Genomic DNA, 21,053 nt, shown 5'->3' with positions numbered 1-21,053 from the left:
AGGGATTACTCCAGGTCGGCCAGTCGGCTGCGTTGACGGGCATCTTTCTCGTACTGGACGCGGGTCAGCTCTGCGCGCACTGCACGGCCCACCGCCAACGCATCCATACCCGGTGTGGTGTGGATGTTGATTTCATAGGTGTCGTGGCTGTCGAAGGCCGGCGTTGGAGTAGGGCTGAGGGGCGCGCGGTCATCAATGGCGAAGGACGGCATGGACATCCAGCCAAACGCCAATCCTCCAATGGCCAGTTGTTTGCCGAATTTAACGATGGTTGGCAGCAGCTCGCTGGTTTTGGCCTTTGCTGTCGGATGATGCTCGGCGAGAGGCCCGAGTACGGCTACTCGTGCTTCCTTGGTCTGTACGGCAGACGTAGCAGGCGCAGCGAACGCCGTCGTGGCAAACGTCGGCGGCGAAATTGCCGGTGAGTGGAACGCGAACGCCCCGACCTTGGTGATTTGCTGGCTGATCGTGTTGACGGCTTGGAGCGGGCCTTTCTTCGCGCTTTCCAATCCTTGGGCGAGACCCGCCATGGTGAAGCCGCCCAGTTCGGCAAACACTCGCGACGGGCTCTGGATGCCGAGCTTTTCCTTGAACCAGCCGATGGTTGAATCACTGATGTCGCCCATGACGTCTTTGAGCTTTCCGACGCCTGCCGTTAGCCCATTGACCAGACCGTCGATGATCATTCCTCCGAACTCTGTAAAGCGGCTGGGCAGTTCGATGCCCAGGTATTTCATCACCGCAGAGAAGGCCCGGTAGAGCAGCCCGACAGGGCTGAAGTTGGCCAAGGTTTTGAGGATGCCACTGGTGCCGCCATTGAACCCGGCTTTGATTTCTTGCCACGCATCGGCGAAGTAGGCCTTCACCGCGTCCCAGTTTTTGTAAACCAGGTAAGCCGCACCTGCGATGGCGGTGATTGCCAGGCCGATGGGGTTGAGCATCAGCGCACGTCCAACCATGAGCAGTGCTTTGCCCACGAAGGGCAGCACGAACCGGCCGAGCTTCCACAGCAGGCTGATCAGACCGGGCAGGCGGATCCCCATCAGGGCGAACATCAAACGCAATGCCGCAAACGGCAGCAGTACACTGGCTGCCACCATCAACAATCCGCCAAGCGCGATGGCCAGTGCCGCGATGATGGCGATGGTTTTCACAATGCCGGCGGCGAGTTTCGGGTTTTCATTAGCCCAGCTTTTGATGCCTCGGATGACGTTTGCGACGGACTGGATCAGCCCGCGCAACGGACCATCCTGCTGGGTTTGCAGCTCGATACCCAAATCTTCCCAAGCACTGCTCAAGGTCTTCAGATCCCCCTTGAGGTTGTCGGCCATGACGGTGGCGGTCTGCGAGGCTTCGCCCTGGCTTTGCCGCAGACTCACGATGAGCTTTTGCAGCTCACCTGTGCCCGCTTGCTCCACCAGTTGGGTCATGCCTTTGACCGCTTCTTCGCCGGCAATGGCTTTGAACATCCCACCTTTTGATGCAGTGCCCAGGTCTTTGGTTTTGTCGTAAATCTCTTTGAGAATGTCCGGCATGTTTCTCAAATTGCCATGGGCGTCGGCGGTCACGATGTTCAGTTGCTGCAAGGCTTTTTCGGCTGCCTTGGGCGGGGCGGCCAAGCGGTTCATGATTGAGCTGAGCGCGGTGCCGCCCATGCTGCCTTGCAAACCGGCGTCACCCAATTTACCCGCCATCGCGGCTGCGACCTCCAGCTCAACGCCGTAGGTTTTCGCCATCGGCGCGGCGTATTTCATTGTTTCGCCGAGCATCTGCAGGTTGGTGTTCGAGCGCGTGAAGGTGCCCACCAATACGTCACCCAGTTTGCCCATTTGTCCGGCGTTCATACCGAGCCCCGACAGGATGTTTGAGGCGATGTCGGCGGTCTGTGCCAGATCGGCGCCGCCAGCGGCTGCGAGGTCGAGCATTCCCGGCATCGCGGCTTTGATCGCTGCAGGATCGAAGCCGGCCATGCCCAGGAAGCCTTGCGCGTCCGCAGCCTGGCCAGCAGTGAATTGTGTTTTACCGCCTAGTTCGCGTGCCTGGCTGCGCAATGCGCCGAGCGCTTCAGAGTTTTCATCGAGTCGGGAGATCGCCTGCACTTTGCTCATGCTGGCGTCGAAGTCGATGCCCGGCGCAAGCAGTTTTGCGCCCGAGTATAGTGTTGCGCCGCCACCAGCCACGGCAGTGGCGCCTTTGCCTGACATGCTGCTGGCAAGGTGTTTGGATTGATCAAAGGACGCGCGAGCCGCTGCCAGTCGTCGCTGTTGAGCGCCCAGTGCGGCCAGACGTTTGGTTTGTTCGCTGATGCTGTTGTTGGTTGCGCGGACCTGCTCTCGCAATTGTCGCTCATGGTCGCCGAGGTTTTTGGTGCTGATGCCGGCAGCGCTCAATCGACCGCGCAGGTTTTGAAGCTGTTCGCTATTGAGTTGATGTTGCTGCTTGAGCTTCTGCGCCTCACGCACGGCTGAGCGAAAGTCCTTCGCCATGGCTTTCGTGGGAGCGCCCATGGTCGAGAACTGTTGGCGGAGTGCTTTGACCTTGTCACGTGCAGCACCGAGGGCCAGCTCGGCTTGCTCGGCGGCCGCCCGTTGTGTGCGCCAGGCGCTGATGTCTTTTTGTTGGGTGTTGAGTGCCCTGAGGCGGTCGCGAGCGTCTTTCAGTGCGCGGGCGGCACCGATACTTTCGTTGTTGATCGCCTTCAGCGGCCGCGTGGCCTTATCGATGGCGCTGAGCAGTACCCGAAGTTTTAAGTCATTCGCCATCGGCGACGCTCCGCGCCCTGGCACGTTCGCGCCATTCCATGAGTTCTTGCAGGCCCAGCTGATTCATATCAGCCGGTGCCCAGTGAAAGACCACCGCCAAGTCAGCCATGGCGTCCTCTACGCAACGAGGAAGGCGTCCGTCTTCACCGATTTCTGCAACAAAAAACCGGAGATTTTGCTGCCACAGGCGAGCAGGTCGGCGGGGTCCATGGCGGCGGCTTCCGGGGCGGTGATGCCGGGGCTGGTGATGCGTGGCAGGATCTTCATCAGGGTGGCCACGTCCATGTTCAGCAACTCAACCAGTTGCACGCCGCGCAACTCGCCTGAAGAAGGCTTGCGCAAAGTGATGACGTCGATGCTGGTTTTGCCGCGCCTGATCGGCGCGTCGAGGGTGACGGTGTTGTCGTCGGCGAGCGGTTGAATTTCAGCAGTCTGCATAGCGTTTTCCAAGGGTTAGAGGCCGATAGCGGCGCGCTGTTTTTCGAGCAGGTCGACGCCGTTGACCTTCTCGATGAAGTGGAGCAAGTCGATTTCGATGATGTCTTCGCTGTCGACGATCAGCTTGTAGTAGGTGCAGGTGGTGGTGACGCTGTGTTCGGTGTCTTCGCCGGGTTCGTGGTCGCCCATCTCGATGGTTTCGTGGCGGCCGCGCAGGACGACTTCCACGGCGCTGACGTCGCCGGTGTCGTCCTGCTGGAAAGCGCCGGCGAACCGCAGCGCCACGCCCGACGCATTGACGGCGCCGAACTGGCGCAGGGAAATCAGATCGAGGCCGCCGGTCTTCCATTCGAACTGGATGCCGTCGTCGGAGAAGCCCAGGTCGGCCTTGACTGGGCCGTTCATGCCGCCACCGCGATAGGCTTCCATCTTGCGGCCTAAGGGTGGCAGGGTGACCGACTTCACGACGCCTACGTAGCTGTTGGCATCGTTGAACAGGTTGAGGTTTTTCAGTTTGCGCGGCATGGCCATGGCGCAGCTCTCCGGTTAGCGATTGATCTGGCTGGCGAAGTTGATGAGGTAGCGATCGGTAATGCGCTGACGCAGGGTGAGGTCTTCCAGCGGCGGGATCGGTGTGTAGTCGTAATCGAGCCAGAGTTTGCCGGCCTTGAGCGTGTCTTTGGTGTTGATGTCTTCGGGGTACCAGCAATGGCCGCCGATCAGGTAGCCGGCGGACACCTTGCTGCGAAATTCCGCGTTCACACCTTCGATCATGTCGCGCACCAGGGAGGCGTGCAGCGGCTTGTCCATGGCCCACATCTGCGTGCCGGCCATGGTGTCGGCCAGTACCTGCGCGGTGCGGGTGTAACTCTCGAACGCGAACAGCGGATCGTCGCTACAGGTGCGACTGCCCCAGAAGCGCAAACCGCCTTCGTTGATCAGCGTGGTGACCTCGTGGCTGTTCAGGTAGTTGGCGTCGGTGGCCGGGTTTTGCAGGTCCCAGAACACGTCGGCATTGATCCCGGTGACACCGTTGACAGCGATGTTGGAGAGGGTTTTGTGCCAGCCGGTTTGCTGATCGATCTTCGCGCGCAGTCCGAGGGCGCGAGCGGTCGCGGTGGCGCTCACGGTTTTGCTGGTGACGGTGTCCCAGCTCAGGAAGTCCGGCCAGATGACCATGACTTCGCGGGCGGCGAAGTTTTTGCGGTAGGCGACGGCTTCTTCTTTGGTATTGCAGCCCCAGGCGCTGACGTAACTGAACGCCCGTAGTTGTTGGGCGATGGCCGCGAGTGCCGTGGCGACGGGTAGGGTGTCCAAGCCTGGGACACCGAGAATGCGCGGCACCAGGCCGAGTCTCGACTTGGCGGCGAGCAGGGCTTTCATGCCGGTGTATTTGCCCAACTCGGTGGTGGTGCCGATCAGGGCGCTGGTGGTTTCGGCTTCGTCCTGACCTTCCTTCACGCGTACGACGATGACGTAGGGTTTGGTCTGGTCGGCGATGGCTTGGAGGCTGGCGGCGAGGGTGCCTTTTACGCCGGCTTTGCCGATGGCGGTTTGGATGCTAGTAATCAGGACGGGGGTGTCAAAGGGGAAGACTGTTGCGTCGGCATCGTCGGCGGTGCACACCATGCCGATCACGGCGGTGGGGATGGTGCGGATCGGGCGTGAGCCATCGTTGAGTTCGATGACTCGCACGCCGTGAAGATAGTCGGACATGGTTGCGGCCTGTGCAGTGAATGTTGAGTCAGTGCACAGGCTGCCGCGCGTACGTCAATTCGTCGCGCGGTGAGGATTGTAGGGGGCGTGGCTACAGCGTGCGTTTAACGGCGCAGGGGTTGGGGCGGAGTTGGCCACACAATGGTGCTGGGGAAATGCTCTTGCTGTTCGACGCGGTTGAGTTCCACGCTGTAGCGCATCCAGTCCAGGAGGGAGGCCAGTTCTTCAGCCGTAGCGGTGGCCAGTTTTTCCGCGTACTGAAGTGGTGCGATCCGTAGTTGCGCATCACGCAGCAAATTGTCGCGATGGTCCAAGGCTTGGGCGCTTTGTGCCGCAAGTTGAGCAGATTCGTCGAGGGTCCATTGTCCGTTGATCCATCGGAAATGCTCGCCCGGCCACGGCTGAGTGGTGAGGCCTTCAGGCAGTTCTCCCAATTGTTGCCATGATTGCTCCATGCCGTCTGTGGTGCGGAATACGGTGCCTCGCAGGTCGAGCAGTTGTTGCGTCGCGCCATCGATCAATGCCCAGGTTTTTCCGGGCTCTGATGGTGCGAGTACCTTAGGGACTTGTACCGCATTACCCGGCAGTTGCGGACCGAAACCGGGAATGTCCGGGAACGTGACCGGGCCAGAAAGGGCGCCTGCGTCATCAATCAAATAGGTAATCATTCAGACCTCAAATCATTTTGATACGGCCGGGGTAGGCGATGTTGCGGGGACGGGTTTCTTCGTCACCCACGCGACCGATGAAGGGGGGTGAAGCGTTTCTGGCCTCAACATGGTCCAGTCGAGCGTTACCTCCAACGAGTGAGGAGGGTGCCGGAAGCAGTGCTAGACGGTCGCCCGTGCCTGATCCGAAAGAGACGGGGTGGGTGTGACGTTCAAGATTGTCGGGTGTCCATGAGCCGGCTATCCGTCCGACAATTCGCCACTCCCCAGCACCATCCGTTTGTGATGCGTTGGAAGCTGTTATCTCCCCTTCACCGACCGAAATAACGGTTGTGCCACTCGGAAAATCGCCACCTTCCAGCGTCATACCAATCTTTACACGCCCGCGACCGTTGAGGTGGGTGATGACAGGGCTGCCGGATTTCGTAACCCCCTTCAGGGTCGATTTGTCGACGCGCCGATCTTCGTCGAGCACCCTGAAAAACTCGCCTCGCGCCTCGGGTATGCGAAACGTCGATTTGAAATCACCGAAGGTCCAGGCTCCCTCCATATACGAATACTTCTCCGGGTATAGCATTCCCGACTGTTGGGCGTGATCCCATAACCATGGCCATTCATCCCGCTTGAGCAATTGCCCATTTATGGCGCCGTAACCGCCGGGGCTGAACATGGTGGTGGTTTCGAAGACGGGGCGACCCAGCGTGGTGTTATCGAAGCGCCCAACCGGCCACCAGCTCCCGGCCCCATCGCTGCGCAAGCGCCACCAATCGCCCGCACCCATTAGCACCAGAAAGGGGTAGCCCGCCGGGTTCAGATGGGTATGAAATTTCAGGGTGTCGTTGCCTTTGGCCTTGATGACCAAGCGATTGATGCTGTTGTCTTTGCGGTGAACAATCACGTCGCGTGTACCCACTTTGGCATCGGCGGATGGCAGTTGGATGTTCAAAGCCCCCGCGCTGGCGTCGATCAGGACGAAGCCCATCTCTGTGGGTTTTAAGGTTCTGGAGGACGATACGGTGGTGAAGGCAGCCCCCGCATTGACGGATCGATCCACATAATCACGGGTGGCCAGAACCACAGAGGGATCGATCTTGAGTTGAACGTTGGCGGTACCGTTGGTGATGAGGTGCATCCGCACGACCTGGTTGCGCCCCGTGCCTTGAGCCAGCAGCGGTTTGTAACTGGGCGCCAGATTCGCGACGGCCGAAAACACTCCGTCCTTGTCTTCAAGGGCGAGTTCCCTCATCCACCAGCCACCTACCTCGGGTGGCAACACGACTTCGGCAATCAACACGTTTGAATCAGCAGGCGAGACGCGCAATTGATTGAGCTGCGCGCGGTGCACCTGATTGATCAACTGTGTCTGTGACGGATCCGGCACCGGGTCGGTGCCGTTGGCATCACCGATCAGCATGTAGCTTGGCTCCCAAGGAATGCCGAGGGCGTCGCAGTTGGTTTTCTTGGCGGCTCCGAGGGTGGTGAGCATGCCGCCGAATAGGGTGTTCTTATCAACCATGAAGGTACACGTCCAGTTCGTCGAGGGTGTAGATGCGGGCGCCGCCATAGCCTTGGATGAACACGTCGATGTCTGGGTTTACCCACGGATAGACATCGATTTCGTCGCCGTCATCGATGGCAATCGCTGCGTGGATATCGACGTGGGTTTCCAGAATGATGTCGAGGCTGGTCAGGTGGCGGGTGAGGGGCTTGGCGTCGTCGATGAGCCAGGTCAGTTCCTGATACATCTGATCGGTGATGCCGGTTTCGGAAACGCTGATGTTTAGGGCAAAGGTGGCACGGGGGCCGAGGGGGATCGTCTGCCACCATTCCACGACTTCAATCACGAATCCCAACGGCTCGACGACTCGGCGCAGGGAGCCGAGGGTGCCTTTGTGGGAGTGGATGTAGTACGCGGAGCGGATGGCGGAGCGCTTGGCTGCTTCGGGCCATTGGCTGTCCCAGCGGTCTACCGAGAAAGCCCAGGCCAGATAAGGCAGCAAGGGCAAAGGGCAAAGGTCTGGGTTGTGGAGTTGGCGCAGCGGGATCGGTACGCGTTGGATCTGGGCCAAGACTTGAGCGGTTTGGTGTTCCAGTGGTGTGGCGTTGCGCGGCAGCAGTGAAAGGTCAGGCATCATCGAGCCCCAGTGACAGGTCGATGTTGGTGCAGTACGGCGCCTGGTAGGGAGTAGCGACAATGTCGTCCCAATCGTCCAGCACCACTTTGCGCACGCCCTCTACATGCAGCGAGGCGTGGAGGACGGATTCGGAGACCTCCAAGCCCAGCCGACGGCGTTGATGCACAAATTTCAGCAGCCGTTCTTTGGCCGCTTTCAGGATCAGCTCTGACTCTGGCCCCGATGTCAGCAGGTAGAGTTTGGCGCTGACTTCGTAGTTGATGATCTGCGCGCCCTGAACCTTCAGGCGATCGCCTAATGGGCGGCGGTCATCGTCGCTCAGGTAGGCTTTGACGGTGGCCAGCAGATCCGCCGAGGCGCTGCCATCGCCCAGTGCCGATTGCACAGTGATGACCGCTTCTGCGGGTTTAGGACTTTCTGCGGTGGCGTCGGCAACGCGACCGTCGGCGGAACGTGCGTGGAAGATGTAGCTGTTACGTGGGCCTGCCGTGCTGAGACCTTCCCAGGCCATTTGTGCGCGTTCGCGTAGGCTGTCGTCGCTTTCCATCAGCTTTGGCAGTGGCGCTATGGCCGAAGGGTTAGCTTCCTGAATGATCAAGCGCTTGACGTTGTGGTTGGCGGCCAGGTTCTCCAAATCGCCGCCCTTGGCCAAAGCCAGCATGTTGGCTACCGACGCCTCATTGACCCGCTGGCGCCAGACCATTTCGCGGTAGGCATTCTCTTCGAGCAGTTTGGTCAGTGGTTCCGATTCCATGTTCAGGCGTGCGGCGATTTCCGCTTGTTCGTTGGCTGGCCAGAGGCTGATGGCATAGGCCTTGCGCTCGGCAAGGATCTGTTCGTAATCGATCTGTTCGACGACTTGCGGTGCCGGCAGCTGGCTCAGGTCGATGGCGACGAAGGTGTTCATGCGCTGGACCCCAAACGCAGAGGAACGCTCAGGCTCAGTGGTTCGTTGGTATCGACGATGCTGCCCTCAAGGTCCAGGATCGATTGGCCTTGCAGCGTAGCGCTATGTAATTGCACGCGACTGAGGCTGATGCGCGGCTCCCAGCGCATCAGGGCCATGACGGTGGCGGCGTAGGCTTGCAAGCGGATGAAGTCGTTGAATGGCTGGTCTACGAGCTCGGGCAACAAGCTGCCGTACTCACGGCGCATAACGCGGGTGCCGAGGCGAGTGGTCAGGATGTCGGTAACGGATTGGGTGATGTGTTGGACCTGGTCTATAGCGGCGCCGGTCTCTCGGTTCATTGCGGCTGTCCTGTGATGCCGCTGCCGGACATGACTCCGCCGTGGGGGTGTTTGACCAGGCTGATGTTGGCTGCGACCACATCCACTGACGCTGTAATTTTGCCGGTGATGGTTTGATTGCCGGTCTGGGTGTAGTCGCCTTCGTGGGTGATTGGGCCGGTGATGTGGACCCCGCCTTGGCTGACCAGCTTGGTGGTGCCGCCCGCAGGCAGGGTGGCGTTGAGGTGATGGGCCACGCTGTCGTATTCGATGACGGCGCCGTCACGGTAGGTACGACGGTGCAGGCCCTCGCGGTCGCCATTGGCCGGGATGTGGTCGCTGAATAGGCCTGTGAGGACGATGCCGTTGCCGAGTTGGCCGGACGGGCTGAACAGGATGACTTGTTCGTCAACGGTCGGCGGGTTCCACTCGCGGTCGGCACCGGCTCGCGGAGTGATCCAGGGAAGCCAGCCGGTGGTCACCGAGCCGGTTTTAACTCGCACGCGTGGGGGCTTCATCTGGAGTTCAGCGATGGTGCCGAAGCGGATGAGGTTTTCGATCAGGCGGGCGAGGGTGGCTAGGTCGTTCATGGTGCGGATGATGGCACCGCAGGAAAGTTAGCGAGGCTTCGTATACTTGTAAGGTCTATTTTTACAACGTTAATATGCTCCTTAGTCCTACCGTATTTGAGCGTTTTTTTAGCAAGGAATGGAAATATGAGTGGAGAGAAGTTTTGTGTGTTTTGTGGAAGTCCGCCTGTAAATAAAAATAGAGAGCATGTTTTGCCTCAATGGCTTTTAAGTCTGACAGGGGATCCTAGTAGAGTTGTTAACTTAGGGTTTGACTATAAGCGAAACAAAATTGTCAGGTTTGCTTGGAATGCTTTGGTGATGCCGGCGTGTGAATCTTGCAATACAGAATTTGCCACTCTTGAAAGTGAGGTTAGCCCTCTCGTTGAGTCGCTTCTTGGAAGAGGTTCGTTGACATCGATTCAATATAGTAAGTTGTTAGATTGGCTAGATAAGGTTCGAGTGGGGTTGTGGCTGAACTACCATATTTTACAAGGTAATCCGACTGATATTGCTCCTTCGTTTTATGTGAAAAGTCGGATGCGTAGTAAAGATCGATTTCTTGCAGTCTATCCAGTTGATGAAAAGAGTAAAGGGCTTAACGCCTTCGGCGTTGAGAGCTTAGCTTTTCATCGCGAACCTGCTGTTTTTGGGCTGAGAATTAATGACGTTCTCATTGTTAATTGTTCAAGTGATTATTTGTGCTCCAGTAGGTGCGGTTTTCCATACCCTTCTAAAACTGAACTAAAACTTGATGGGGAGAATTCTGGTAAGGCGGTTTTGTCAGAGTTTAAAGCTTCGAGAAAAATTAAATCGCCAATTTCTCGATTTTCATTATATAAACCTTCTGTGTATGTTTTTCAACCGATTGTCCAAGTGCCGGTGAAAGAGTTAATTGAAAGTGGTTTCAAGGATAGTGTGCCAGAGTTGATGAAATATTTGGAAGATAATACTTTGGAGCGAGAAGGTCTAAAAATAGGAAAGTTGTATCGTCAGTTTGGTGATGGGGTTCGCCGAATGGATGATGAAAATGAGCCGCTTGATTTTGACTCGATTGTAGGTAATGAACGTCAGCCCATGGCTCGTTTGGTCTCCCAAATCTATGAATTGCAATCGCACCTTACAACACTGTACACGCCAGTAGCCGAAAACCCGCAGGTGAGACAGGATTGGGAATTGTTGGGGAAAGAGATAAGGAAAGAGAGCAGAGCAAAAATCAGGCGTCTTATAAATGGTCTTGCCAATTCTTAAAATATTAAGTTTAGGTTGGCTGATTTATTGTGGTTCTCGTTGAGGGCGGCCTTGTGTCGCCGTTATCATGGTTTACGAACGTCACCTACGGTTTGGCAGTAGCACCAATAGTTGTGACTGGAAGCTCATTTTGTAATGAGTAATTATCAATGTTGTTAAAAATAAAAATACCGTAAAAACATGTGGCAATGATGGTCTTGGTTTTTTATTTGGACTTTCGGTGTCTTGTATGGTGTTTATATCTAGTGCTATCAGTTGCTATTTTAACGGTCGCGACCTTTTCATAGTCTGGGAGTGTTTGTTTGTGTAGTTTTCAATTATGTTGCTGTCGGCGCCCGACTTTACTAGTAAAATAACAGCGCTGTACATGTATATTTGCATGTTTAAAGCAAGCTACACTTGAGATATGAGGTGAGTGAGTAWTTCTTCGCGAATCAAATCTAGGTCAACATCCGTAACCCCTAGCACTTTTCTCTGCTCATACTTAGTATCTGGTGCACCTTGTTCAGCGCGATCCTTCAATCCGAACTGATGCACCCTTGCGATTCGGGCAATTAGGCCATTAAAACCAATATTGATTGCATTGCTGTCATTTCGGATTCTCAAAAAACCAGCCGTACGCAATTTTTCAAACATCTGACCATTTCTCTTCACCCGCCCTTGTTTACCACGCAGGTTGCGCTGTTTGCGTGGCGCGTACTTGCTGCCGTTCGGATTGCGTTGGGCAACGATTCGTTTCTGCTGGCCACGGCGCAACATCTGGCTGAGGCCGCGGGCGAGCTGATTTCGAGAGGCCGGCTCAAGTTGCCTGAGTAGGCCTGCCGCCCAGTCTTCAAGCGGTTCCAGGTGATTGGTCATTGAGGTAGGGCCCATTCGCTGCCGTTGTCCCTGGCAGCGGGCACCCAGTTCGGGTCGAGGAATGCTGCGACCCGTCGCGGCTCACCCGGATGGCGAGTGGTGGTGTTGCCTTCTTCATCCTTGCCCACCACCACACGTTCAGTCAGCGGCAGAGTGAAACTCATATCCACTTTGCTGTTGTCGAGAATGTCTGCTTCGAATTGGATGCCGTCGGCAGACTTGTTCAGGTTCTCCAACAACTCGGACTGATGCACGCTCAGCCAGCCAAGCAGGGGCAACATGACGCTGTCAGGATGGCCGGCGAAGTCGGTCAAGATGATCTGCAGGTCGAAGCTGTATTCGAACGACAGGCTCGCCGCAGCAGTGCAGCGCACCTTGCCATTATCGATGAAGACCAGTAACCGGTCAGGGTTGTGCTTGAGTTCGGCGATGGTGGTGAGCAGATGAGTGCGCAGGCTATCGGGTTTGTTCATGGCGGCCTGCTGGGCTGATATCTGGATAAGTGATGGTACGGCGGATCATGCGGCCACCCACTGACCACAACCGCAGTTCTCATGCCGCTCGTAGGCGCGCTGGAGCTTGATGTCGTACAGGTTTCGTTGGTAATCCGGCCCATTGTAGAGCTTGGCGAACTCGGCCCATTTACGCCCCTTCAATGCCTTGTACAAATCCGGGTCGGTTTTGATAAAGCGCACGAACGCATCGAACTGCTGCGATTCATTTGCGCTCATGGCGGCGACGAAGTCATGCACGCTGGCATAGCCTAGGCGCTCCCAGTGAAACCCCATGATCTGAAAGGCGCCCCAAGAAGCGGATTCCAGGGCGGCAATGTCGTGAAGCACGCGGGCGCTACCTAACCGTTGGTGTTCGGCGCTACCGCCGACGTAGCCACCGGTTTTCGGGTTGACGATGGCCGGGTGAGCGATGGCGAGTTCATCGGCGCGGTGTTTGAGCTCGGCGATGTTGTCGCTTTCATGGCGAGCTTTCGAAAGCTGGCGGTACATGATGTGCCGTTCGAACAGGATCACCGGTTTGCCAATGTCGAGAAAGCCGCGGCCTTTTGATTCAACTTCGTTGACCGCGTAGACGGTGGCCAAGGACGCGTCGAGGCGTTGCGCGGCGTTGACCAGGTCGGCGTTTTTCAGCAGTTGCTGGCAGTCATTGCCGGCGAGCGTTGCCTGCGTTTTGTGGCCTGCGATGCCATCGGCGACCAGGTCGATGCTTAGCTGGTAGGCACGCACGGCCGCTTCGGTGGTGTCGCCGTAGTACCCGTCAACGATTAGGTGTGCGCCGTGTCTGTTCAGGATGGTTTGCAGGTGGCGAACCGCTTGTGAGCGGTCGCCGTGACGTAATGGGGTCATCGTGAGGCTTCCTTGCGAATGAAAAATTTCCTTGCTGCTGCGCGGGTTCCTTCCACGCCGAGCAGGCCGATAATGCCACCAAAAAATGGTGCGGTGGACGCGGAAACACCGAGCAACGGTAGGCCATGACTGGCCGCCAGCGCCAAGGCGCCGCAGAGCGGGGCTTCGATGGCGATGCGACGTAACGTGCCACCGCCGTACATGATTCGAAGGGCCGCAATGATCAAGGCCAGGAGGCCAGCGTACAGGGTTGGCCAGTGCTCTTCGAGCCAAGTGGCGAGCCAGGCCCAGGTGTCGGGACGTTCGGGCATGTGTTTCCTTCCATGGTCTAGGCGGGTGGGTACAAGGGCATGGTGCTGGTCGGTCAGTCCCATAGGTTCACCATTTGCCGCTGGGGGGCGGCGGTTTGTGTTTCGGGCATTTGCACGGACAGGCCTTGGGGCAATGTTGGTCCGTGGTCGGCCAGTCCGGGGTTGCCTTCAAATACGGCTTCGGTCACGCCGGCGGTGCGGCCGTAATGTCGCCAGCACAGGACATCGACGGTGTCGTTTTGCTGGGTGCGGACGGTGACGGTCATCAGATCAGCTCCACGGTAGTACGGCCGAGGCCGAGGAAGTCGCGCACCGCCCAGCGCTGGTCGCGTCGTAGTTCGTCGATGCTTGGGGTGAGGTCGTCGGCGTTCTGGTTACCGCTGTTGGTGCTGTCGTAGGAGCGGTAGCGCTCGCAGATTTCCGCGCCGGTCGCGGCGTAGATCGCGCGCTGGTACAGGTGGATGTAGTGCGACACGCCTTTGACCTGTTCGGCTGGGACTTCGGTCAACGTGGAATAGCCATCGGTCTGTTTGGATCGGCGCCACTCTGCGAACTCACGATTGATGCTGATGGCGGCGGCGATGGTTGCGGTTTCCAGTCGGATAGCGGTGACGCTGGCGTCGATCCTCAATGTGCCGCGCACGTTGTCGAGGTCAATCGATGGCCAGAAGGGGTCGGTGTTGATGTGGCCACTGACGGTCTTGCCGCCCGCTACGAATCCGCTCATGGAACTGCACTCTGTTGTAGGTCGCCGGTGGTCGAGGCTTCACGTTCAGGTACTTGTCCTGGCCGATCCGCCCCGAGCCGGCGGGGTGCGTGGGGACGCTCGGTTAGCCGCCAGTGGCGACGAGTTTGTTGAGCAGGCGTTCGGCCCGCTCTAGATCCTTTTTGCCGCCGCAGCCGTCGTGCAGTTCGATGGCTTTTTTCAGCAGGTCGATGCCGACCTGAGCTTGACCGGGTTGGCCGGGGTGTTTTTCGGTGATGCCTTCCAGGGTGGCGCGGCCCATGGCGAGGAACAGCTTGGCGCGGGCTTGGTCCGGCATGTCTTCAGTGTCGGTGAGTTCGGCGGCGCGATGCAGGGTGGCCAGGTCGAACGGTTCGTTGATTTTCTGGGCACTCAATGCCGCGGTGGCGACGTCCTCGGCAACCAGGCAGCCCAAGGTTCGGGCGAAGCGATCGGGCATGACCATCTTGTGTTTCAGCACGTATTCGGCGATGTCGAGGCCGCCGGTGAAGTCGCCGGCATCGAAGCGCCAGACCATGACGGTGGTCATCACTTCATCTTGCGCACCGAGCCCGGCTTCCAGCACGCCTTGCACGTAGGGCACGTAGTCTGGCAGTAGCTGACGTTTGAGTTCGGCCTTGCCTTGGTTCGACTGGATCTGTTTCAGGCGCAGGCGATCTTGCAGCAGCTGGTTGAGCTGATGCTCGTAGGCGGTGGCGCCGGCCATGGTTTGGTTGGGGGCAACCGCGGCCGCCTCGATGGCGGCCGTGACGCGCAGAAAGTGATGACGGCAGGGGTTGGTCATGTGCGTTTGCCTTACGAGGCGATTTCGATGTTTTCAGCGAGGGCCGCGCATTCCAGGTCTTCGATGACGTAGGCGTCGTTGACCGACTCGTAGTTTTCGATGCGGTCACGTTTTGCGTTGTCGAGGACGGTGCGACGGCGACTGCCTTCCTGCCAGTAGATCGAGAGGTTTTCGAGCTTGGTCACCAACAGGCCGCGCGCGGGGAAGTAGGGCACGCGCACTGCCGGCAAGTTACCCAGGCGCTTCTGACTGGTGACAATGTCGGCGGCCAGCATTTCGCTCGGGGCGTGGTCCTTGTTGATGATTGGGAAGTACTTGTCGGCCAGCAGTTGGCGACCGCAGATCACCACCAGGTCTGGGTCTTCCTGATACCAGGGCGCGATGAATTCTTCGACCATGCTGAAGACCAGGGCGTCGAGGTTGGTGAAGTCTTTGCCGGCGCCGATGGCGATTTTGCCTGTGTCTTCCTTGATTTCTTTCATCACCCGCGCGGCGTTTTCGGTGCGCATTTTTTGCAGCCAGCCGACGTTGACGTCCTGGCGTAGCGGGTTGGTTGCTGGGTTTGAGGTGGCGGCGCGGCTGGTACCGTTCCAGCCGATGAGGATGCGATCCAGTGCTTGGCGTTTGAGGATGGCGTCACGGATGCGCGCCTGAAAATCCGGGAACTTGGCCCAGGCATCCAGTTTGCTGTAGCGCAGGTGGGTGTCGAAGTTGGTTTGTGAGCAGAAGTAGCCACGGTCATCGAGGGTGGTGATGTCGCTGGTTTCGCGGTCCTTCTGGGTGGTGTCGGTGGTGCCGGCGTTGGGGCCGCCGATGCCCATGCCGATCTTCTCGCCCATTTGCTCGGTGACGCCGTAGATGTTGATCGCGCTGAGGAACTGACTGGATTCCTGCATGCGGGTTTCCAGCGTTTGGGTGACGCTCGGCGCGGTGGCGAACTTGGTGGTGACGTCGGGGACGCCATGCAGTTTGGTTAGCTGGCCGAGGTAGGCGTTGAAGTGGTTCCGGGTGTCGTTGCGCATGGAGGTCGTCCTTGGTATTCGGAGCTGGGTCTTAGCAGTCGGTCATGACTTGGCTTCCGCCGCCGGTTACCGGAGGGCGTGTTTTTTGGTTGGGGTCTTGGATGGTTGAGAGTTTTGTTTTTAGCTCTTTCAGATCGGTGCTGACCTGTTCGATTTGCGTTTTCAACCGGGCTGAAAACTGCTTTTCGGCGGCCAGTTGCTCGGGCAGGTCTTTGACGTGCTCGGCGAGGGTTTCGATGGCTTGGCCGATCTGGGCGAACTCGCTGTCGTCCCTGGCTTGTTTGCCTTTAAGCAGGGTTTGTACCTTGCTGAAGAGCTGGGCGCCGAGGCTGGGCTTTTCCTCAAACTCTTCGAATTTCAGCTCGGCTTCGACGGCTTCGGTGAACATCGAGGTTGCGGAGTAGTGGCGGTCTTTAAAGGGGCTGACGTCTGGCTTCTGCGCAGAGAACGCCAGGACGTCGGTGCCGAGGYTGGCCGGGGAGTCGGTCACGGCCAGACCGACGATGTAGGCTTCACCGGTGTCGGCGAAGCTGTCGTCGATTTCTATCGAGGTGTAGATCTTTTGCTTGGCCTTATTCATGGCGATTAGTTCGGCGGTGGGCTCGACCTGGGCGAACAGGGCCAGTTTCTTCTGACCGTTGATGTCGATTTCTTCGGTCTTCACTGCGAGGACGTCACCGTAGGCCTTGAACGGGCTGTCCGGCAGCAGGCTGCGGATATGCTCCAGCCAGATACGGGCGCCGTAGGTGGATGGGTTGAAGTTCTTGGCGGCCTGTTCCAGCCAGTCGCGTTTGATGGTGCGTTTGTCCGAGGTGGCGCCTTCGACGGCGACGCGGAACCAGTTGCTGCGGAATTTTTTCATGCCGGGAATTCTCAGTGCGTTGCAATGAGGGGCATGGTCGGGACGCGCGCGGGTGGCGGCAATGAGACGGAACTGTCGGCGGGGAGGGTACAAGGGGCGGTGCTATTGAGTCGCGGGGTTGGGCGGCAGCATCGCGGTCATGATTACGACTGAACTGCTGCCCATTGATCCGCGACGCCAATCCAAGTTTCTGTATTGGATGGGCTGGCGCGTCTGTGAGATTGCCGAGGCTACGGGGGAAAAGGAGAAGACGCTACATAGTTGGAAAGCCCGTGATGCGTGGGACCGAGCGGACAATGTTGAGCGGATTGGTGGGGCGCTGGAGGCGCGGTTGGTGCAGTTGATCCTCAAGGAAGGTAAGAGCGGCGGGGACTTCAAAGAGATTGATTTGCTGCACCGACAGTTGGAACGGCAGGCACGGATTCAGCGCTTTCAGGGTGGTGGTACCGAAACCGACCTCAACCCGAATCTGGCCAAGCGCAATGCCGAGCCGAAGAGAAAGGCCGTCAAAAACGAGATCGGTGAAGACCAGGTCGAGCTGTTGCGTGAAGCGTTTGTTGATGGCTGTTTTGATTATCAGAAAGATTGGTATCGGGCGGGTAATCAGCGGACCCGCGTCATCCTCAAGAGTCGGCAGATCGGTGCGACTTACTACTTCGCCCGTGAGGCGTTTATTGATGCACTGGACACGGGGCGCAATCAGATTTTTCTGTCGGCTTCGAAGAACCAGGCCTACCTGTTTCGTGGGTACATTCTGGCGTTTGCCCGTGAGGTGATTGGGGTTGACCTGACGGGTGATCCCATCGTTTTGCCCAATGGCGCTGAGCTGTTTTTCCTCGGCACTAATGCCCGTACCGCCCAGGGTTATCACGGCAACTTTTACTTTGATGAGTTTTTCTGGACGTTCAAGTTTGAGGAGCTGAATAAGGTCGCCTCGGGCATGGCGATGCACAAGAAGTGGCGCAAGACTTACTTTTCGACGCCTTCCAGCATGGCGCATGAGGCGTACAGCTTTTGGACGGGCGAGCGCTTCAACAAGGGCCTGCCGGCCGCGCAGCATACGAAGGTGGATGTGTCTCACGGTGCCCTTCAGCAGGGTCGGTTTTGTGAGGACCGGTTGTGGCGGCAGATCGTCACGATTCTGGATGCGGAGCAGGGTGGTTGCGACCTGTTCGACCTTGAGGAGCTGCGTCGGGAGTACAGCGCCGAGGCGTTCGCCAATTTGCTGATGTGCGAGTTTATTGATGATGGGGCGAGCATTTTTCCGCTGGCGTTGTTGCAGCCGTGCATGGTCGATAGCTGGGTGGAGTGGGCTGAGGACTACAAGCCGTTTGCTATGCGGCCGTTTGGTGATCGGCAGGTTTGGGTGGGGTATGACCCGGCTGAGACGGGGGATTGTTCGGGGTTGGTGGTGGTTGCGCCGCCGTTGGTGCCTGGGGGGAAGTTTCGGGTGCTGGAGCGGCATCAGTTTCGGGGGATGGATTTTGCTGCGCAGGCGGGTTTTATCAAGGGTGTTTGTGATCGGTATTGGGTGACGTATATCGGGATTGATGTCACTGGGCTGGGGAGTGGCGTGGCGCAGTTGGTGCGGCAGTTTTTTCCGGCGGTTACCTCCTTCAGCTATTCGCCTGAGGTGAAAACTCGCTTGGTGTTGAAGGCCTATGACGTGATCCATAAGGGGCGGCTGGAGTTTGATGCGGGGTGGACTGATATGGCTCAGTCGTTGATGGCGATTCGTAAGACGGTTACTGCTGGGGGGCGGCAGTACACCTATACGGCGGGGCGGAACGACAATACTGGTCATGCTGATTTGGCGTGGGCGCTTTTTCATGCATTGCATAATGAACCGCTTGAGGGGCAGACGGCTGCCAATACTGGGCGGATGGAGATTTATTGATGACGGAACAACACACCAATCAAGCCTTGGTGCCCGCAGCTACCGAGACGCCGACAGTTAGCCAAGGTACGCAGGTGTTTAGTTTTGGTGACCCTTCGCCTGTGTTGGGTGGCCGAGAGGTTTTCGACTATTTGGAGTGTTGGTTCAATGGGCGCTGGTATGAGCCGCCGCTGTCGCTGGATGGCCTGGCCCGCTCAGTGGGGGCGAGTGTACATCTGCACTCGGGCCTGATGTTCAAGCGTAACTTGCTGAGCAAGACCTTTATCCCGCATCCGCTGTTGTCCCGCGCCGCGTTTGAACAGTTTGCCTTGGACTGGTTGTGCCTGGGCAATGGTTATCTGGAACGCCGCCGCTCGGTACTGGGCGGCACTCGCCAACTGGTACCGACACTGGCCAAATACATGCGGGCGGGGCCGGAGGGCAAGTTTTACCAAGTGCCGGGTATCAAAGATGAGCATGCATTTGAACTGGGCAGCGTCTTTCATCTACGGGAGGCAGATCTGCACCAGGAGATTTATGGGCTGCCGGAGTGGATCAGCGCACTGCAATCGGCCTTGCTCAACGAGTCAGCGACGCTGTTCCGACGAAAGTACTACGAGAACGGAAGTCATGCGGGCTTCATTTTGTACATGACCGACGCTGCGCAGACGGAGACCGATATCGATGCCTTGCGCAAGGCGCTGAAGGACTCGAAGGGCCCTGGGAATTTTCGCAATCTGTTTGTGTACTCGCCGACCGGCAAGAAGGACGGGATTCAACTGATTCCGGTCAGCGAGGTGGCGGCAAAGGATGAATTCAACTCGATCAAGGATCAGACCCGTGATGACGTGCTGGCCAGTCTGCGGATTCCGCCACAATTGATGGGCATCGTGCCGCAGAATGCTGGGGGGTTCGGATCGATCAGAGAGGCGGCGCAGACCTATGCGGCCAATGAACTGGAACCCATTCAGACACGGATGTTGCAATTGAATAACTGGTTGGGGGAGGAGGTTGTACGATTCAAAAAGTATGAGTTGACTAATGTTTAAGTGGTCTTAGCTCAGTTGAGGAGGGGTTGCCTGCATGTTTGTAATAGCAGGCAAACGAGGCCTACGCTGTTTCTAATGATAGCGCTTCTGACGCGATGTGTAATTTTTCGAGGTCGTCACTCCATAGTTTAGCATCTGCCAGCCCTTGTTTTAACTCTGTATATAATTCGGAGTCATGCAGGATGGTTGATGCTGTTGCTGAATAAGATGCTTGAGGTTGGCATTCATTCAAGAGTTGTGTTACCAGTGAAATTAACGTGTTGCGGCGGCGCGTGCTTTGTTTTTCTATATAGGATTCTAATTTTTCAGTTGCAAGTTCAATCGACTGCTGTATGTACTCGCCAATTTCGAGCCTAACTTTTATTACTCGATCGTAGTTGTTTAGATCGATAGCATGTATTGTGCTTTTAGCTAGATCTGATTTAGGATTTAGTCGGTAGTGTTTTAGCTTGAAGTGATATTTTGGGTTCGTGATGTATGGGTTTACAATAGGCTCTGCTGAAGTGTCGTGAGAGCCCTTCGTGCCATTGCATCTTTTGCACGATGGAAGTAGGTTGCTCCAAGTTAATACTTCCGCTGGGTAGCGGTCCTTATTTAAAAAGTGCTCAACTTCTACGTATTTTGACTCGCTGGATAAATTACATTCGCAGTAAGCACATTTGTTGTGGCTTGTTTGTAGTAGAGCAAGTTTTAAAGATTCAATATTCCAAACGTTTTTTCCGGTGTTTTTGAATTCGCTCGTAAGTCTGTAGACTTCTTTTGGTGTCAGGCAGAGTGGTGTGAAATCACGCTCAAGCTTTATCATCTTCACCCCCGTCAATAGACGCAAGTTGTATGCGTAAAAGCTTTCTGCTTGGGTTTGCCGGGTGAAGAGCTGCGTCTAATTTTTTGAAATGTTCTTTTGCAGATGCTAAGTTCTCATCGTCAATAGCTTTGCCAAAGTCGGCTATAAGATCTATAAAATACTGTGATCTTGTATCATTCATCCCCATCAAATCAGTTAAAACCTCGTCAAGTGTCCATCCTTTAAATCCTTCACTCGAAGAAGGTAGAACTCTTTGGTAAGTAGCACCGTCGGTATGTTCTAACGCAATTATCTGGCTGCTGTCAGCTGCTTGAATTATGTGTGGGCTGTGTGTGGTTACAATAAATTGTGCGGAAGGAAATATTGATGTAAGTGTAGCGGCAATCACGGACTGCCATTCTGGGTGTAGGTGAATTTCAAGTTCATCTATTAGTATGATGCCATTATAATCTTTTGCTGAAAGTTTTGGGTCTGTGAATCGATATTCAATTTCCTTAATTATGCCAAACAGTATGGAGATGCATGATTTAAATCCGGATGATAAGTATTCGTAATAAATTTCACCGCTTGGTGAGTTTATCATTATGTCGTTGCTAGATCCGTCTACTCTGGAA

At 56.7% G+C, this 21,053-nt stretch carries 25 protein-coding genes; 3 read left to right on the top strand and 22 right to left on the bottom strand.

Annotation, left to right across the window (positions count from 1 at the left end):
- Nucleotides 1-5 precede the first annotated feature (5 nt).
- The 11 genes from AC1DWM_RS16540 to AC1DWM_RS16490 form a co-directional block, all read right to left on the bottom strand.
- Nucleotides 6-2,762: a phage tail tape measure protein gene (locus AC1DWM_RS16540; protein ID WP_477795690.1), complete on the bottom strand. Its 2,757-nt coding sequence runs from the start codon at nt 2,760-2,762 to the stop codon at nt 6-8.
- A complete protein-coding gene (locus tag AC1DWM_RS16535) occupies nt 2,752-2,871 on the bottom strand; it encodes a GpE family phage tail protein (protein ID WP_477795689.1) in 120 nt (39 codons plus the stop codon). Before AC1DWM_RS16535 ends, AC1DWM_RS16540 begins: the two co-directional genes overlap by 11 nt.
- An 8-nt stretch (nt 2,872-2,879) precedes the next feature.
- A complete protein-coding gene (locus AC1DWM_RS16530; RefSeq protein ID WP_477795688.1) occupies nt 2,880-3,200 on the bottom strand; it encodes a phage tail assembly protein in 321 nt (106 codons plus the stop codon).
- Between the two features lie 15 nt (nt 3,201-3,215).
- On the bottom strand, nt 3,216-3,731 hold the full coding sequence (locus AC1DWM_RS16525) for a phage major tail tube protein (RefSeq protein WP_477795687.1): 516 nt from the start codon (nt 3,729-3,731) through the stop codon (nt 3,216-3,218).
- A gap of 15 nt (nt 3,732-3,746) precedes the next feature.
- On the bottom strand, nt 3,747-4,916 hold the full coding sequence (locus AC1DWM_RS16520) for a phage tail sheath protein (RefSeq protein WP_477795686.1): 1,170 nt from the start codon (nt 4,914-4,916) through the stop codon (nt 3,747-3,749).
- Between the two features lie 104 nt (nt 4,917-5,020).
- Nucleotides 5,021-5,584, bottom strand: a complete 564-nt coding sequence (locus AC1DWM_RS16515; protein ID WP_477795685.1) for a tail fiber assembly protein — start codon at nt 5,582-5,584, stop codon at nt 5,021-5,023.
- A 7-nt stretch (nt 5,585-5,591) separates the two neighbouring features.
- The gene (locus tag AC1DWM_RS16510) at nt 5,592-7,100 is read right to left on the bottom strand and encodes a phage tail protein (RefSeq protein WP_477795684.1); all 1,509 of its coding nucleotides are present in this window, start codon (nt 7,098-7,100) and stop codon (nt 5,592-5,594) included.
- The gene (locus tag AC1DWM_RS16505) at nt 7,093-7,716 is read right to left on the bottom strand and encodes a phage tail protein I (RefSeq protein ID WP_477795683.1); all 624 of its coding nucleotides are present in this window, start codon (nt 7,714-7,716) and stop codon (nt 7,093-7,095) included. The genes AC1DWM_RS16510 and AC1DWM_RS16505 overlap by 8 nt, the downstream gene beginning before the upstream one ends.
- On the bottom strand, nt 7,709-8,626 hold the full coding sequence (locus tag AC1DWM_RS16500; protein ID WP_477795682.1) for a baseplate J/gp47 family protein: 918 nt from the start codon (nt 8,624-8,626) through the stop codon (nt 7,709-7,711). The genes AC1DWM_RS16505 and AC1DWM_RS16500 overlap by 8 nt, the downstream gene beginning before the upstream one ends.
- Nucleotides 8,623-8,967 carry a GPW/gp25 family protein gene (locus tag AC1DWM_RS16495; protein ID WP_477795681.1) on the bottom strand — a complete coding sequence of 115 codons (345 nt, stop codon included), beginning with the start codon at nt 8,965-8,967 and terminating at the stop codon, nt 8,623-8,625. Before AC1DWM_RS16495 ends, AC1DWM_RS16500 begins: the two co-directional genes overlap by 4 nt.
- A complete protein-coding gene (locus AC1DWM_RS16490; protein ID WP_477795680.1) occupies nt 8,964-9,536 on the bottom strand; it encodes a phage baseplate assembly protein V in 573 nt (190 codons plus the stop codon). Before AC1DWM_RS16490 ends, AC1DWM_RS16495 begins: the two co-directional genes overlap by 4 nt.
- 126 nt (nt 9,537-9,662) lie before the next feature.
- On the opposite strand from AC1DWM_RS16490, the gene AC1DWM_RS16485 reads away from it, so the two are divergent.
- Nucleotides 9,663-10,766 carry a hypothetical protein gene (locus AC1DWM_RS16485; protein WP_477795679.1) on the top strand — a complete coding sequence of 368 codons (1,104 nt, stop codon included), beginning with the start codon at nt 9,663-9,665 and terminating at the stop codon, nt 10,764-10,766.
- Between the two features lie 393 nt (nt 10,767-11,159).
- Here AC1DWM_RS16485 and AC1DWM_RS16480 read toward each other — a convergent pair whose 3' ends face one another.
- The 9 genes from AC1DWM_RS16480 to AC1DWM_RS16440 all read right to left on the bottom strand — a co-directional run bounded on the left by AC1DWM_RS16480 (nt 11,160) and on the right by AC1DWM_RS16440 (nt 16,709).
- On the bottom strand, nt 11,160-11,624 hold the full coding sequence (locus AC1DWM_RS16480; protein WP_477795678.1) for a phage virion morphogenesis protein: 465 nt from the start codon (nt 11,622-11,624) through the stop codon (nt 11,160-11,162).
- Nucleotides 11,621-12,097: a phage tail protein gene (locus AC1DWM_RS16475; RefSeq protein WP_477795677.1), complete on the bottom strand. Its 477-nt coding sequence runs from the start codon at nt 12,095-12,097 to the stop codon at nt 11,621-11,623. Before AC1DWM_RS16475 ends, AC1DWM_RS16480 begins: the two co-directional genes overlap by 4 nt.
- Nucleotides 12,098-12,142: 45 nt before the next feature.
- Nucleotides 12,143-12,985, bottom strand: a complete 843-nt coding sequence (locus AC1DWM_RS16470) for an N-acetylmuramidase domain-containing protein (RefSeq protein ID WP_477795676.1) — start codon at nt 12,983-12,985, stop codon at nt 12,143-12,145.
- Nucleotides 12,982-13,296 carry a phage holin, lambda family gene (locus tag AC1DWM_RS16465; protein WP_477795675.1) on the bottom strand — a complete coding sequence of 105 codons (315 nt, stop codon included), beginning with the start codon at nt 13,294-13,296 and terminating at the stop codon, nt 12,982-12,984. Before AC1DWM_RS16465 ends, AC1DWM_RS16470 begins: the two co-directional genes overlap by 4 nt.
- Before the next feature lie 53 nt (nt 13,297-13,349).
- Entirely contained in the window at nt 13,350-13,562 is a 213-nt protein-coding gene (locus tag AC1DWM_RS16460) for a tail protein X (protein WP_477795674.1), read from the bottom strand.
- Nucleotides 13,562-14,023, bottom strand: a complete 462-nt coding sequence (locus tag AC1DWM_RS16455; RefSeq protein WP_477795673.1) for a head completion/stabilization protein — start codon at nt 14,021-14,023, stop codon at nt 13,562-13,564. Before AC1DWM_RS16455 ends, AC1DWM_RS16460 begins: the two co-directional genes overlap by 1 nt.
- Nucleotides 14,024-14,126: 103 nt before the next feature.
- The gene (locus AC1DWM_RS16450; protein WP_477795672.1) at nt 14,127-14,825 is read right to left on the bottom strand and encodes a phage terminase small subunit; all 699 of its coding nucleotides are present in this window, start codon (nt 14,823-14,825) and stop codon (nt 14,127-14,129) included.
- Between the two features lie 11 nt (nt 14,826-14,836).
- On the bottom strand, nt 14,837-15,847 hold the full coding sequence (locus AC1DWM_RS16445) for a phage major capsid protein, P2 family (protein ID WP_477795671.1): 1,011 nt from the start codon (nt 15,845-15,847) through the stop codon (nt 14,837-14,839).
- A 31-nt stretch (nt 15,848-15,878) separates the two neighbouring features.
- Nucleotides 15,879-16,709: a GPO family capsid scaffolding protein gene (locus AC1DWM_RS16440; protein WP_477795670.1), complete on the bottom strand. Its 831-nt coding sequence runs from the start codon at nt 16,707-16,709 to the stop codon at nt 15,879-15,881.
- A 139-nt stretch (nt 16,710-16,848) separates the two neighbouring features.
- Between AC1DWM_RS16440 and AC1DWM_RS16435 the strand changes: the two genes are divergently transcribed.
- Nucleotides 16,849-18,606 carry a terminase ATPase subunit family protein gene (locus tag AC1DWM_RS16435; protein WP_477795669.1) on the top strand — a complete coding sequence of 586 codons (1,758 nt, stop codon included), beginning with the start codon at nt 16,849-16,851 and terminating at the stop codon, nt 18,604-18,606.
- Nucleotides 18,606-19,634 (top strand): phage portal protein, encoded by a 1,029-nt coding sequence (locus AC1DWM_RS16430; RefSeq protein ID WP_477795668.1) that lies wholly within the window; start codon nt 18,606-18,608, stop codon nt 19,632-19,634. The genes AC1DWM_RS16435 and AC1DWM_RS16430 overlap by 1 nt, the downstream gene beginning before the upstream one ends.
- A 61-nt stretch (nt 19,635-19,695) precedes the next feature.
- Here AC1DWM_RS16430 and AC1DWM_RS16425 read toward each other — a convergent pair whose 3' ends face one another.
- Both AC1DWM_RS16425 and AC1DWM_RS16420 read right to left on the bottom strand, forming a co-directional pair.
- Nucleotides 19,696-20,439, bottom strand: a complete 744-nt coding sequence (locus AC1DWM_RS16425) for an HNH endonuclease (protein WP_477795667.1) — start codon at nt 20,437-20,439, stop codon at nt 19,696-19,698.
- A partial coding sequence (locus tag AC1DWM_RS16420) for an AAA family ATPase (protein ID WP_477795666.1) occupies nt 20,426-21,053 on the bottom strand: 628 nt, incomplete at its 5' end. The genes AC1DWM_RS16425 and AC1DWM_RS16420, both read right to left, overlap by 14 nt.

The organism is Pseudomonas sp. P4_C8, from assembly GCF_056401975.1.
The sequence above is the reverse complement of the archived record's forward strand: the minus strand, read 5'-3'. Positions and strand labels throughout refer to the sequence as shown.